The 13385-nt window shown below is 67.4% G+C and carries 15 protein-coding genes and 3 pseudogenes; 8 read left to right on the top strand and 10 right to left on the bottom strand.

Annotated features, from left to right (window positions below; genetic code table 11):
* Positions 1-318 precede the first annotated feature (318 nt).
* Positions 319-720 carry a helix-turn-helix domain-containing protein gene (locus tag LGI35_RS43905; protein ID WP_227300002.1) on the top strand — a complete coding sequence of 134 codons (402 nt, stop codon included), beginning with the start codon at positions 319-321 and terminating at the stop codon, positions 718-720.
* A gap of 36 nt (positions 721-756) precedes the next feature.
* Here the strand turns inward: LGI35_RS43905 and LGI35_RS43900 are convergent, their stop codons facing one another.
* The 6 genes from LGI35_RS43900 to LGI35_RS43875 form a co-directional block, all read right to left on the bottom strand.
* Positions 757-999, bottom strand: a complete 243-nt coding sequence (locus LGI35_RS43900) for a hypothetical protein (RefSeq protein ID WP_227300001.1) — start codon at positions 997-999, stop codon at positions 757-759.
* On the bottom strand, positions 990-1598 hold the full coding sequence (locus LGI35_RS43895; RefSeq protein ID WP_227300000.1) for an IS3 family transposase: 609 nt from the start codon (positions 1596-1598) through the stop codon (positions 990-992). Before LGI35_RS43895 ends, LGI35_RS43900 begins: the two co-directional genes overlap by 10 nt.
* A 236-nt stretch (positions 1599-1834) precedes the next feature.
* Positions 1835-2455, bottom strand: coding sequence for a hypothetical protein (locus LGI35_RS43890; protein ID WP_227291886.1), 621 nt, complete (start codon positions 2453-2455; stop codon positions 1835-1837).
* A 161-nt stretch (positions 2456-2616) separates the two neighbouring features.
* A complete protein-coding gene (locus LGI35_RS43885) occupies positions 2617-4461 on the bottom strand; it encodes a zinc metalloprotease (protein ID WP_423835784.1) in 1845 nt (614 codons plus the stop codon).
* Positions 4462-4931: 470 nt separating this feature from the next.
* The gene (locus tag LGI35_RS43880; protein WP_227291888.1) at positions 4932-5144 is read right to left on the bottom strand and encodes a hypothetical protein; all 213 of its coding nucleotides are present in this window, start codon (positions 5142-5144) and stop codon (positions 4932-4934) included.
* A 29-nt stretch (positions 5145-5173) separates the two neighbouring features.
* Complete coding sequence (locus tag LGI35_RS43875) at positions 5174-5380, bottom strand: hypothetical protein (RefSeq protein ID WP_227291889.1); 207 nt, start codon at positions 5378-5380, stop codon at positions 5174-5176.
* A gap of 353 nt (positions 5381-5733) precedes the next feature.
* Here LGI35_RS43875 and LGI35_RS43870 point away from each other — a divergent pair, with 353 nt between their 5' ends.
* The 3 genes and pseudogenes from LGI35_RS43870 (at position 5734) to LGI35_RS43855 (ending at position 8133) form a co-directional block, all read left to right on the top strand.
* Complete coding sequence (locus tag LGI35_RS43870) at positions 5734-6009, top strand: hypothetical protein (RefSeq protein WP_227299998.1); 276 nt, start codon at positions 5734-5736, stop codon at positions 6007-6009.
* A gap of 275 nt (positions 6010-6284) precedes the next feature.
* Positions 6285-6674 (top strand): annotated as a pseudogene (locus LGI35_RS46745) (DUF2750 domain-containing protein); the annotation flags it as partial.
* A 1126-nt stretch (positions 6675-7800) separates the two neighbouring features.
* The gene (locus LGI35_RS43855) at positions 7801-8133 is read left to right on the top strand and encodes a hypothetical protein (RefSeq protein ID WP_227299997.1); all 333 of its coding nucleotides are present in this window, start codon (positions 7801-7803) and stop codon (positions 8131-8133) included.
* Positions 8134-8836: 703 nt separating this feature from the next.
* Here LGI35_RS43855 and LGI35_RS46265 read toward each other — a convergent pair.
* Positions 8837-9520, bottom strand: a complete 684-nt coding sequence (locus tag LGI35_RS46265) for an NAD-dependent epimerase/dehydratase family protein (protein ID WP_264484712.1) — start codon at positions 9518-9520, stop codon at positions 8837-8839.
* Positions 9478-9777: a Rossmann-fold NAD(P)-binding domain-containing protein gene (locus LGI35_RS46260; RefSeq protein ID WP_264484711.1), complete on the bottom strand. Its 300-nt coding sequence runs from the start codon at positions 9775-9777 to the stop codon at positions 9478-9480. Before LGI35_RS46260 ends, LGI35_RS46265 begins: the two co-directional genes overlap by 43 nt.
* 170 nt (positions 9778-9947) lie before the next feature.
* Between LGI35_RS46260 and LGI35_RS43845 the strand changes: the two genes are divergently transcribed.
* From LGI35_RS43845 to LGI35_RS43835, 4 genes and pseudogenes are all read left to right on the top strand, one after another.
* Positions 9948-10520, top strand: coding sequence for a TetR/AcrR family transcriptional regulator (locus LGI35_RS43845; protein ID WP_227299996.1), 573 nt, complete (start codon positions 9948-9950; stop codon positions 10518-10520).
* A gap of 193 nt (positions 10521-10713) precedes the next feature.
* On the top strand, positions 10714-11313 hold the full coding sequence (locus LGI35_RS43840; RefSeq protein ID WP_227299995.1) for a site-specific integrase: 600 nt from the start codon (positions 10714-10716) through the stop codon (positions 11311-11313).
* 14 nt (positions 11314-11327) lie between these two features.
* A pseudogene (locus LGI35_RS46740) lies at positions 11328-11543 on the top strand (hypothetical protein); the annotation flags it as partial.
* Positions 11544-11551: 8 nt separating this feature from the next.
* On the top strand, positions 11552-12418 hold the full coding sequence (locus tag LGI35_RS43835; RefSeq protein WP_227299994.1) for a GNAT family N-acetyltransferase: 867 nt from the start codon (positions 11552-11554) through the stop codon (positions 12416-12418).
* 69 nt (positions 12419-12487) lie between these two features.
* On the opposite strand, the pseudogene LGI35_RS43830 reads toward LGI35_RS43835, so the two are convergent.
* Both LGI35_RS43830 and LGI35_RS43825 read right to left on the bottom strand, forming a co-directional pair.
* Positions 12488-12718 (bottom strand): annotated as a pseudogene (locus LGI35_RS43830) (helix-turn-helix domain-containing protein); the annotation flags it as partial.
* Positions 12719-12770: 52 nt separating this feature from the next.
* Positions 12771-13100 (bottom strand): hypothetical protein, encoded by a 330-nt coding sequence (locus tag LGI35_RS43825; protein ID WP_227299993.1) that lies wholly within the window; start codon positions 13098-13100, stop codon positions 12771-12773.
* Positions 13101-13385: the final 285 nt, after the last annotated feature.

The raw sequence follows: 13385 nt of genomic DNA, 5'->3' as shown, positions 1-13385 counted from the left end.
CGGGTATGAACTGGGGTCCTCAACGGTCGGCCCAGTGGCCTGGATTCACACCGCTCGGCTCCACGAGACCCGGGGCACGTCAGCGTCTCCACCCGCCGAGCCCGAGACGGTTGAGTATGGACTGGGCCGCCGCTCGCCGGGGCGCACGGGTCGGGCGAGGGCAGCCAGCTGCTTGCTGCTTGCTGCTTGCTGCCTGTTGGGGTCTGTGTGGGTTCGGCTGTGTGATCATTCTGGTGTCGTGGGATGCCGTATGCGGGTGGGATGTCGCGTCTGGGTGGTCATTTGCCTGGGGCGGTAGGAGCAGGGAGAATCGATCTCGTGGCCAATGCACTTCAGGAATTGGTGAAGAACCGGCTGGAGCAACAGGGCTGGTCCTACGGCGATGTGGCCCGGCGTGGTGGTATCCCGCGTTCGACGGTCCATCATCTGGCGACCGTGGCGCAGGTGGCGCGGATGCCGCAGCAGGCCACCCTGGAAGGCTTGGCGAGGGGGCTGGAGCTGCCTCTGGACGCGGTGCGCCGGGCGGCCGCGGAGGCGTGCGGTATTCATCTGTATTTCGAGGACGGTGCCGGTTCCGCGTCCGATCCGGAGATCGCCACGCTGATCGCGAGTCTGCAGCGGCTGTCGGATGCCGACCGCCGTCATGTCACCGCGCTCGTGGAGTCCCTTCTGCGCAGCACCCCCGACCACGACACCCAGACCGGCACCAGCTCGGGCTGACCTGGGGCTGGCCTTCGGTGGTCGGCTGCCGGACCTTCATCGTCTGTCGGTGAGGGTTCTCAGCCATCTGATGACTGTGGCCACGGCCTGGTAGTCGAGTTCGGCGATGCTGGTGATGGCACGCAGGTCGGAGGTCCGCGGGGTGATGCAGGCGGCATCAAGGGCACAGTGCAGCAGCACCTGGTGTGCCTGGGAGGCCGGCAGGTCCTGGTCCGCGCGCATCTGAGTGCGCAGGAGCGCGGCAATGGGCAGGGGCGGTGTCGGGTGGTTCAGGGGCACAGGCCGGTTCCTGTCGTGAGAGAGGGCTGGTCGGCCGGCGCTCCCTGGAGGCCGGCGCGGCGCATGAGGAGTTCCACGGTGCCGTGGCTGACGGTGATGCCGTAGCCGTGGGTGAGTTCGCTGTGAATGCGCCGGTATCCGAAGGTGCCGTTCGAGGCGGCGTGGATGACTGTGATGAGTTCGGTGAGCCAGGCGTGCCGCAGGGCGCGTGGGGAGGGCGGGCGGGAACGCCAGGTGAAGTAGCCGGACTCGGTCACCCCCAGGACCCGCGCGGCCACCCGCACCGGCAGGCCCTCCCTGGCCATCACATGTACTGCCTCGAACCGTCTTTTCGGGGAAAGGACCTCCCGCAGCAGTTCACTCACGCGCCGCCAGGCGGCGAGTTCGGTCTCCAGCTGTGTGATGCGCCGGCGCGCGGCTTCGAGATCCGACCCGGTGGAGGGGGCGTGTGCGCTGCGGCCCAGATGCGGCAGGTGCCGGCGCCGCCACTGGTAGAGGGTCTGATCGCGCAGGCCGAGAGTGGCGGCGACGTTCTTGACGGGTTCACCGTCGGCCAGTATCTGCAGGGCCTGGCGGCGCAGTTCGGGTGGATATCGCATGAGTCTGTGTGCTTCTGTCGGATGCCGAAGTGAAGACGAGACGAGGTCCCTGGATCCAGAGGATCAGGCCGGACCGGGGAGATGGCCGGGGGCAGGCCCGCACCCTGGGAGGTGGACGGGCCTGCTCCCGGACCCGGGGGCGTCCGGGGGCAGGCCCACCCGAGAAGGGGGTGGCTGGGGCCTGCTCCCGGACTCGGGAGGTGGCAGATGTGCTGTCGTGGGGCGCGGAGGGAGTGCTAGTCGATGTGGCGGCGCAGGGTGACGGTGGGCCTGAGGTTGAGCGAGTTGACGGCCGGGCCGTGGGGTGTGTTGGCCACGGCGTCCTGGAGGAGGCTGACGACTTCGGCGGCGAGGGTGTCGGCGTGGTTCTTGACCGTGCCGATCGGCTCCCGGCTGCGCTCCAGTGCCCCCAACCGTCGTTCATAGACGGCGAGTTGGTTCCTGGTCGCCTGGGTGAGGGTGAAGCGGTAGGGGGTGGAGACGATGAACTGGTAGGCGCCGGCGAAGGTCTGGCAGCCCGGGCAGTGGTCGTTGACCGCGCTGCTGGTGTTGGAGGCGTTCAGGCGTGCGGCGCCGGTGGCGGTGACGACCTGGAAAGACAGGGCGACCGAGCGGCAGGGCCGCTCGAGTGAGCAGCCGGTGGAGCGGGCGATCGCCCGGTTGCGTACGCCGGCGCCGAGGACGGTGCCGAGTTGGTGGATGGTGAACTCGTCGTCGTAGTCGGCCCGGTGCCTGGGGTTGGCCTGGGAGCGTGCCTCGTCCAGGGCGATACCCGCACCGGCGGTGACCCGCGACCCTGTGACGGCGTCGGCCGGGGCGGTGGTGGCAAGTCCGGTCAGACAGACAGTCGTCAGCATGCCCAGGCGCATAGCGGTGCGTGCGCCAGTGCGCGGACGCGGCTTTCGGTGACTCACTAGTTTTTCTCCTTACTGCAGTCGTACAGCGGCGGCGGCACAAGGCCGGGGCGGCATAGGCGGCACGAGACCCGGGGGTGTCATAGGCCGGAATTTCATTGGCGTTATGTGGACAGGGGGCCGGGGAAGCTCATGGTGGGTGTCGGGAAACCACTGTCCGACGGCGAGGTGGACGCGGTGGGGCTCGGCGTGCCGGAGGAAGGACTGGGCGAGGCCGGCGCCGAACTCGGGCGACGAGTCCGGCTCGGGCTCGGACTCGCCTTGGTCGGCGAGGGGGCGGCTGCCGGGTCGGTGGCCGAGGGAGAATCACTCGCCGAGGCCGTGGTAGAGGGGGACGCCTCGGGCGTGGGTGTCGGGCTCACCGGTGGTGCCTGGGTGAGCTGCGGCGCCGGGGGCACAAAATCGTCCGGCGGGACGCTGGTGGCGGGGGCCGAGGTGCGCGGGGCGACGACTCCGGGTTCGAGCAGGGGAACGATCGGTGCCTGCGAGGGCAGAGGCTCGGGAGTCATCCCGCTCAGCCAGGCCGCACCCAGCGCACCGCACGCGGCCAGCACACCGGCACAGATGGCCAGCCGCACCCGGATGTTGTTCTCGGTGGCGCGCAGGGTGGCGCGCACGACCCTTCCTGCCAGACGCGCGCACAGGTATACGGCGCCGGCCAGCGGGCACAGGAGCATGACGAGGCCGATGACACCGACGAGTCCGGCGGCGATCTGGCCGTCGGTGAACGCGGACCAGGTGCCGACCGCCTGTTCCGACAGGGCGCGCAGCCCGGTCTCGATCAGGCGCGGCAGGTTCCACAGCACATACCCCAGCTCGGCGACGATCAGCGGGACCATCGTCAGGACCCAGATGGTGACGATGATCCGTGCGGAGCGTTTGAGGTCGGCCGCTTCGGCGGGGGTTTCCCGGCCCGGCAGCATGCTCTGCAGAATGGGCTTGATCTTCCCGAACAGGTCGGGGATCCCGGCGAGGTCGCCGAGGATGTAGTAGCCGTCCAGCCTCAGAGCGGGCATGAGCTGCTCGAGGATCTCGAAGTGGACGAGATAGACCGCGGCCAGGAAGAAGGGCTGGCCGGTGACGAAGTAGGCGCCGGCCAGGCCGAGGACGAAGACCGTGTTGAAGTAGACGCCGCCGAGGTCGGTGCGGATCCGGCCGGTCCGGTTGATCCGGTAGACGTCCGTGACGTCCGTATACATGGAGGGCCAGATCAAATAGAGGCCGCAGCCGATACTCCCGGGCCGTGCACCGCCATAACGGCAGGCCGAAGCATGTCCGAACTCATGGAACACCAAAGAAGCCACGATCAGTACGAACACCGCGAGCATCAGGACCGGCTGCTCCACGACCTGGAGCACCGGCTGCATCGCGCCGTGGAAGGCGAACAGCCACAGGTCCAGGGACGCGAGGGCGGCGAGGACCAGGGCCACCACGGGCGGCCGGTGAAGCCACGCCAACGCCCCCGCGATACGCGCGACCTGCCGCTCAGGGAAAATGACCCGGTGGCCCTTGAGGACCAGCAGGAGATCGGAGCGCGGAGCGGCAACGCTCTGCTCGTCCTGTCGGCCGGGCGGGACAGTCAGACCGAGGGGCTGGAGCTTGTGCTCCACGAGATACTCGACATTGTCCGCGCTGATCTCGCGTCCGAAACGGCCACTGACCCGGTGGGAGATGGCCATCGTGTCGCGCACACCGTCGATGGCCTCCGTGACGAGGTAGAGCAACCGGGACAGCTGGACCACCTGCCCATCCGCCCTACGGATCAGATACTTACGCTCCCGCGAACCTGATCCCTGATACTCCCCCAGACGCTGCAACCCCACCACCGGACGCGGCACAGCAGACACCAACTGCCCACCCGCATCCCGAGACGGCGTCCCGACCCCAGCCGACGTGCTGTTACCGGGATGGGTGCCGCCCCCGGCCAGCGTACCGACCTCGGCCGGCACGCCGACCCCAGCCGATGTGCCGACACCGGGATACGTGCTACCCCCGGAGAACGTGCCGTCCCAGGGTTGGCTGTTCTTGGTATACGAGTCGTCCTGGACCAGCGTGACGTCCGCGGCGGACATGCTGCCGCCGGCGAACGCGGCGTTGTGGGGAAACTCCGCACCCTTGTGTGACGCGCCGTCAACGACAGGCACCTCGCGCAGTGGAAACGTTGCGTCCCAGGGTGGCGCACCGTCCATGGGTGCCTCATACAGGGGAAACGTCGTGTCTGGGTGTGACGCGCTGTCTGCGGGGGGCGCGTCGTGCGAGGGAAACGTTTCGCTGTTGGGCGGCGCGTGGTGCGTGTCCTGCAGTGCCGTCCCCGCGAGAGCGGGATCGTGGCCCCTTCGGTGGTTGTCCACCATGCAGTCCTCCCTCCCCGGTGCGGACCGCGTGTGCCACACACGCGGCCCCCACGCCCAGGCATCCGTTACTGGTTGATGCTGATGGACTGGTTGGCCTCGGACGCGGCAATCGCCTCCGGGGAGTTGTAGTTCGCGGCGAGCGAGTTGTTGTGCGCGTCGACGTAGGCAACGTGGCGGGTGACGTTGGTCGTCTTGACGAAGCTGAACTTCAGGCGGCCCAGGGCCTCGCGGTCGGGGAGCAGTTCCGCGGACTCGGCGTTGAGCTGGTCGTTGTTCATGGTGAATCCTCTTTCGGGGTGGATGCCGGTCACTGGTGGACGGAGATCGACTGGTTACCAGCCGACTGGGCGATCGCCTCGGGCGAGCAGGCGTTCAGCGCGTACGAGTTGTTGTGCGCCGACACGTAGGCGACGTGCTTCGTCACGTTGGTCGTCTTGACCAGGCTGAACTTCAGCCGGCCCAGGGCCTCACGGCCGGGCAGCAACTGTGCGGACTCCGCGTCGAGTTCACTCATGCCGAGCATGGTGATTCCTTTGCTGAAGGGGGCATGGGACAGCTCCGGATCCCATCCGGACGTCCATTCATGCCGGACGATCTGTCTGACGAGATTGGACAGTAGCGGGTCGGGAAATCCTCCGGCAACCACTTCCGGCACATCCCCCCTCCCCGGACATCTCACCCAACAGGAGAACCAGCAGGCAGGAGCGCCAGCACCCCGAAACGAAACTCGTCCGGCACGCGCGGCGCCGACACCCGAATGGCCCAACTCGCAGCCATCCGCCCCCCATTGCCGCCCCGCGGCGTGACTATCCTCTCGACCCGCAAGAAGGGTGAACCACCCCAAAAACCTCCTCGAGAGGGGTGCACGTGCTCGTCGTCCACGGAGCGTCAGCCACCGCCGTCGTCAGGGACCGGACCGGAGAACCCGTCGTCCTCCTGTCCGGCGAACTCCCCGAAACCCTCACCCCCACCACCCTCGACGAACTCCTCAGCCTGGCCGCCGCCGTCCTCGACACCCACGAACTCGACCTGTTCCGCACCTGCCTGACCGCACTCCACTGCGAAGAACAACTCCACGAACGCCGCATCGAAGTCAGCGGAGCCATCCTCACCGTCTACCGCAGCCACTCAGACCGAGACTGAGGCTCAGGCTGAGGCTGAGGCTGAGACCGAACATGCGACAGCAACCTGCCATGACCGCTCATGATCCCTTCGGCATGCCGCGCTCAGGAGACACACAGGGAAACGGCCTGGCTTTGACCGCCTACCGCAGCCCCTGAGACTGAGACTCCTAACGAAATGGCTGTTGGGGACCAGTAGGCTCGGCGGTCATGAGTCTGAGCGGTTCGCAAGCGGCGGCATTCTTCCGAGATATCCGCCAAAGCAAGGTGGTCTGACTTGTCCGGGGTGACGACGGAAGCCCAACCCACCTCTCCTCGGACGGCACGCGAAGTCCCCCCTTCTGGTCGACCTCGCCCCGCGCCCAGAGGGCAGCGAAGATCTGGGGGCATGGACTCCGCGTTGAGTCCATGCCCTTGGACACCTGGTGCGATCGAGTACTGCCCGATGCTGCCCGGGATGGACTCGTGATCGGCATCAACTGGAGCGGGTCGCGCCTGGTCGGCTGGAGCTTCATGCCCAAGGAAGTTCTCAACCGGCTAGCGGCGGCCAACTATCCCACGGCATCGCCCACCACAGCGCGCAGTCGCCGCCAGCAGGTGAGTACGCATCCGAGGGTGAGGAAGGCTTCGTGGATGTCGTCGCGGATCTCCCAGCGGATCCGCAGTCGGCGAAATCAGTACAGGTGAGCGAACGCGCGCTCTACAGCCCAGCGTTGCTTGCCCAAGCCGGAGCCGCGCTCGGTGCCACGGCGGGCGATCAGCGGCTTCACGCTGAGATCCCAAACGAGAAGGCGGTACTTGTCATGGTCGTACCCCGACCCCGCAAGGGCAACAGGCCCGGGAACGAGTGGGGTTGCGGACGTGGTCTGGGGGTGGACACCCACAAAGATGCCCCCCGCTGCCGCCGGAACACCGCGACCGCATACTTCCGGACCACAAGGAGTTCCCGGCCACCCGCCTCCACCGGATAGCACCAACTTCCTTGCCAGGTAAGCCCGTTCGGCGCCCCTCGTTCGGTGCCCCTCGTTCGGTGCCCTCGGCCGAGCCTGCACTGAATTCACCAGATCCTATGGAGCGCCCCCGGCACACCACCCCGCAAGCGCCGCAGGACCGACCTCGTCGACGCGGAGGCCACCGCCCGCACGGTGCCGCCCCAACACGCGGACGCCACAACCAGGACGGGCCAGGACCCGGCCGTCGACACGCGCAGTCCCCGGCCGGCGAAGGAACCGGCCACCAAAGTCCCCACGCCGGTTCCGAGCACCGGACTCGAACCGCGCAAGTCACCGCCCAACCTCACCGACGACACCCGACCACCACATGCGCACCCACACCAGCCACCCCACCGGGGACCGGCCTGAACACAGAACAGCCCCGACCAGCCATCCAGCCATCCAGCCATCGTGAGTTGGCCCCAGTGACCGTACGGCCGGCTGCACGCAACACGGGGCACATATGATCCGACACCGCACGATTTCCGCAGCACAGCCCCTGCGAATAACAATCGGGACGGAATTCGTCACCGCAATTCCCGGGGCACCAAAGAGGAAATTGTTCAGCTCTCGCGGCGATTCGCAAAAATTCCCCGACATGCCGAAGCCGTTTCACCTTGAAGGGTGTTTCCCACCACCTGGCGACCGAGACCACGAGCAGAGGATAAGTGCAGGTCACAGCCCATCTGCCCGTCAAGAAACCGCCAGGCGTTGTCGTCCGGTAAGCAGCGGAGAATCGGCCGGATAAATCGGCTGGGGGCGGCGGGCCAGTAATGTCTGACGCGCCATCCGGCAATTCACCGAAACCAAGGAGAAACACGGTGCGAAAACTGGCACGCGCTACCGCGACGGCGGCCCTGACCGTCGCCGCGATCGCCATCCCCCTCACCGGCACGGCCATGGCGTCCACCACTGCCGCCGCCCCGTCCGGTTCCTACCGGGTCCTGCACCCCACCCACGGTGACCACGACCGGTGCGACAACGACCGGCACTACCGCGGCGCCCACTACTGGAACCGGTACGACGACGACTGCCGCTCCCGCTGGGACCGGGACAACTACCGGGACCGGGACAACTACCGGTACAACTACTGGTACAGCAGCTGGAGCCACCGCGGCCACCACAACCACAAGAACTGCCACCGCCACTACTGACCCGCACCGACCCGGCCGCCCGGTCGGCACCGCCCGGGGCCCCTGGAGCACCACCCAGGGGCCCCACGCCCACCTCAAGTCTCCCTGTGAGCCAGACGGCCTGATTCATTCAGCGGCCGAAGACTCCAACGGCTCTCCGTGCTAGTCATCGGCGAGAGGGTGCCGCGGTGCGCAGACCGAGCGCAGGCGGCGTCGGTGAGCTGCCTTGGTCCGCAGCGCTTGTCGCGGACTTCGGGTTACGCATTTGCCTGGTCGGTGCGCTGCCAGCGCCGACACGCGGAAGCAGGATCGAGATCTTCCCGTTCGCGGCAGGCCGTAGTGGGGCGTGATCCGGGGCAGTGGCGCGTTCCGTGGTGATGGCCTGACGACGGCGGCTCGGTGCACCACTCGGACTGGCACACAGGTCGGTATCGGTGCCGGGAGCAAGGTGGCGCGAGGGTCAGGCCGGCCCCGTCTGGAAAAGGCACCCAGGGCGTGCTGTGACGGGTCCTCACCACGTCGGATGGCTCCGTGCGCAAGGAGGCTCCCGCGCAGTCGAGGAGAGTCTGGCGAGCGGCTGCTGGCCGAGCAGGGTCTTCGCTCTGCCGGTGAGATGGACCTTGATCATCTGAGGTCGCGCCCGGGCTCTCGCCAGTGGAGAACACGCATGCCCTGGGGTGGTGCTACCTGTATCGGCGGGTTTGGCGGGCGACCCCCTTGCCCGCTATACGGCGCCATGGGAAAGAAGGCTGCGGCGCAGTGACAACGGTCTCGCGGGCCGGGCGGGGCTGCCAGTCCAGGATGGCGTGTGCCTTGGCCGTGCTGTGCTGGTTGGGCGCCCGAGGGACGGGGCGATCTCGCTCATCGCCGGGTTGTTGCGGACAGCTTCGTCGGGGGTCTGCTCGGTGGAGACCTGCCGGCCGTCCTCGCCCGGCTCATCCTTGAGGGCGCGGGCCATGTCCAGCATCCAGGTGAACTCGCCCGTGGCAAGGAAGCGCTCCCCTGCAGCCTTGGGAGAGGTCATGGCGCGGATGTGGATGCCGGCGAGGTCGCAGGCGTCCACATTCTCGAGGCCGATACAGGGTGCGCCGCGCAGGGTGCCGGTGAGCATGTGCTTGATGATGCCGACCGAGCCGATGGTGCTCGTGGCCAGGATCGGCCCGAAGACGGCACCGGGCAGGATCGTGGTGAGTTCGGTGGGGCCGCCGTAGGTGGCCATGTAGTCCCAGGCGGCGCGCTCGGCAAGGGTCTTGGAGCGGCGGTAGGGGATCAGGGTCGGGTCGTCGGGGTCGGTCCACAGGGTTTCGCCGGTCACGCCGTCCTCGGAGCAGGAGGAGGGGCTGGCCGCGTTCGCCGCGGAGGTCATCACCACCCGCCGCACCTCGGCAGCGGTGGCGGCGCGCAGCACGCGCAGGCTCCGTCGCGGGCGGGGGCGATGAAAGCCTCGGGGTCGCCGACGCCCGCGCTACCCAGAGGGGAGGCGACGTGCAGCACGTAGTCCACCCCCTTGACGGCGGCCTCCCAGCCCTCGTCTGCGGTTAGGTCGGCGATCGCGAACTCCAGACGGCCGTCCGCATCAACCTGGGCGGCCACGGCATCACTAACCGCCTGCTCCCTGCTGTGGCTTGGCACGGTGGTGCGCACGCGGTAGCCGCGCTGCAGCAACTCGACAACGCACCAGCCCCAGACGTAGCCGGTGCCTCCGGTGACCGGAACCGATTCCGGTATGGCTCTCCTCCACGTGATGCGACAGATTAAACGGAAGCCCTTCCGGTACTTCTCCTCGAACGTAACGGAAGCCCTTCCGCTTTGGAACCGGACCGATAGGACCCGCCATGACCGCGCCTTCTCCCCGCGCCAAGCGCACCGACGCGCTGAGCAACCGGGCGCGCATCCTCGCCGTCGCCGGCGATGCCTTCGCCACGTCTTCGAGCGCCTCCATGACAGCAATCGCCAAGCAGGCCGGGGTCGGTGTGGGGACGCTGTACCGGCACTTCCCCACCCGCGAGGCACTGATCGTGGAGCTCTTTCACCAGGAGATCCAAAAGGTCATCGACCTGGCCCACACGCTCGCCGCCGATCTCCCTCCCCTCGACGCCCTGCGCCGATGGTTCGAAGAAGTGGCCCGCTACGGAAAACTCAAATACGGCGTATCCGAAGTCATCCACGCGGCCACCAACGGCGGACTCGACGACAAGAACTACGAACCCTTCCTGCGCGCCATCACGGTCCTCCTCGATGCCGGCACCGCCTCGGGAGACCTGAAACCCGCCCTCGATCCGGAGGACGTACTGCTCCAGCTCAGCGTCCTGTGGCGCATCCCTCCTGGCGATGACTCAACGGATCGCGCAACCCGCCTCCTGGACCTCATCCTCGACGGTCTACGCATCCGACCCACCAGAGCCTGACCCTGCCACTGGCCTGGGAAGGCAACCACATACCAGCCGGTGGGCGTGAGCGGTGTCGCTCGAGGACGACCGCAAATGCCGTGATGACAGCAGTCATTGATTTCTTCGGTTCGCGGTCAAGCAGGACTGAGTGGACCTACGGCGCTGGCCCGTCTGTCGGAGCTGCGGTACGTGCACCCCACGCCGCCATGAGATGGAGACGGGTAATGACGGCCAGTTCCGCGAAGTGCAAGTCAGAGTAGTCAAGTTCGGAGTGGCCGAAGACACCTACGAGTGGCTGCAGCCGAAAGATGTCGAGAAGCTCCCTGCGGCCGCGACGCCCGCTCTGGACAGGTTCCCGGTCAGCCTGTTGGCCCAGACCGGCGTCCGGATCTGGGAGGCCCTTGGGCTACGTCGGCAGGACATGCACCTGCCGGCGGATTCCCAGATGCTGGGCTGCAGGATTGCCGGACCGCTTCCATGCCCGGCCCGACGGCGAGCAGACAACGCGAACGGCCCTGTCGCCACGTCTCGTTTCCCCAGGCCATTCCCGGTCGAGCCAGAAATGGTGGCCCTCTATGCCGGCTACCAGCCTGGGCATGATGCGGTGGTCGTAGCCGCGGCCTGCGACATGGTGATCGTCAACCTCTTCCACACCCCGCTCGGCAGGCCGATGCGCTACGGCACGGCGAAGGAGCTCTTCGACCTGCGGTTCTCACAGCGGCCCGGCAGCCAAACAGTGCGGCGAAACGCGGCCGAGTCCCTAATGACTTCGGCGCCTCGAGGTGGTCAGCTGGTTTGTACGGCCGACTGACGGTCATTTGCCAGTGGGCCCACGTGAAACACAGCCTCGCGAACCTCGCCAACCTTGCCCTCAACCGACCCGCCGCGCTCGGGCGCAACCGACTCAAGCGCCTCCCGTACCGTCCCGACGTCCTCGGCGGCTTCCTCGCCAGGACCGGACTCGCCATCGATTCCCGCCACCATCACCCCGAAGCGCTTGGTCAGTTAATCGCTTGCGTGCCACCGAGACGGGGTGTCTGATCCCGTCCATGACGATTGTGCTGAGTACGCCGACGGCCGACGGAGTGTGCGAGGCAATTGCGGCGCTGCGGGAGTGGCAGCACGACGAAGCGCCGATGCAACTGCATCCCGGGGACATCGGCTGGAACTACCGGTTCGGAACGGCCGAGACGGCAACGGTGGTCCGGACCTGGAGCCGGAACGGACGGATCCTCGCAGTCGGGATGCTCGATTCGCCGACAGTGGTGCGGATGACGGTCGCTCCCGACGCTTTCCATGACGAGGACTTGGCGCGACGGCTCGTGGAGGACTTCTCGCTGGCTGAGCGCGGCGTGCTGCCGGAAGGAGCGGTATCCATCGAGGCGCCGCAGGGCCTGCTGCTCCACGACCTGTTGACCAAGGAGGGCTGGGGCGTCGACGAGCCGTGGACACCGCTCTTCCGCGACCTCGCCGATGCGGTGGAGGACCCCGGCGTGCGGATCAAGGAGATCGGCCTGGAGCAGGCACAGGACTTCGCCGACGTCCTGCGGTCCGCGTTCAACACCACGAGGCCCACACACGAGTACCGGCACAAGATGTCCGCGGCACCGTTCTACGCCGACGCCCGATGCCTAGGCGCCTACGACGACCAGGGCAACCCCGCGGCGGTGGTGACGGTCTGGTCGGCCGGCCCGGGGAAGGCTGGACTCGTCGAACCGATGGGCGCCCACGCGGACCACCGCGGCCGCGGCTATGGCCGGGCGATCACCGTCGCCGGGGCCGCCGCACTACGGGAGATGGGCTCCTCAAGCGTGCGCGTGTGCACGCCGAGCTCCAACGTCGGCGGCGTCGCCACATACAAGGCGGCCGGGTTCGCAGCGAGACCGGAGATCGCCGACCGGATCCGGAAGGTCTGACGTCAAGGTCCCGAGACCTTCTCACCATGCCGCAGCGCCTCGGCCAGCTCGATCGGACAGCCAATGCAATGCCGCCGACTTCGAGACCCCGAACAGCGGGGCGAGCTGGCTCGTCGTCACGTTCGTTCGCCCATAAGCCGCGACCAGCAGGATCCGGTCCTGCAGTGAGAGCCTCCAGCGTCGCCCGCGTTGGAGGTCGGCAGCCGTCTCACGCCGCACAGCAGTCACCAACTTGCCGAAGCTGAGCGGGCTCAGCCCGGTGAACGGACCTATCCAGGACGGCTCCGCCGCCGTGATCACATCAGCCGCATCAAGATCATCTCACTCTTGGCCAGCGGCTACGGGGTAACTCTTAGTCGCCCTGCAGGTGGAGTTCCAGGCTCGCGGCTTCCGCACAACGCTCGGCCAGCACGCGGATCTTCTCCAGGATGTCCCGCTCCTGCTGCCCTTTCACCAGGTCACAGGTGGCGTCGACCTCGGAGAGGAACTGTGGCATGTCCACCGACGTAAGGATCTGGGTGCGGTAGGGGGCCACGCGGTTGAGCATCGGCAGACTGCTGTTCACGCACAGACCGGAGAACAGGTCCGCCCCGTCCTGTACGAATTCCACCGTGGCCAGCCGACGCTTCTTGGGACTCGTCCCCCGATGCGTCACCTGCACCAGCACTACGTCAACACCCATTCCTCATGCCCCTTCCAGGATCCGGGACACTCACCAAGGGCTCAGGCTTTGGGCACCAGGGTTCCGTCCACGATCAGGACGGCGTCCGCACTGTCACACCAGGATCGTCTCACTCATGGCCAGCCGTTATGGGACAACCCCTCGCCGTCGGAGCAGCCTGACGCTGACCCCTCGAGGAAGGTCGGGTGCCTCTGGATGTGCCGGCCGACGGTCCTGGAAACAGGCGACCTACTCCAGACGGGGCGCAAACGTCTCGCTGCCGCTCGGTCCGGCTCCGTCACCTTG

The organism is Streptomyces longhuiensis, assembly GCF_020616555.1.
Lineage (GTDB): Bacteria > Actinomycetota > Actinomycetes > Streptomycetales > Streptomycetaceae > Streptomyces > Streptomyces longhuiensis.
Note: the sequence above shows the minus strand (reverse complement) of the source record. Positions and strands in the feature narration are given on the sequence as shown.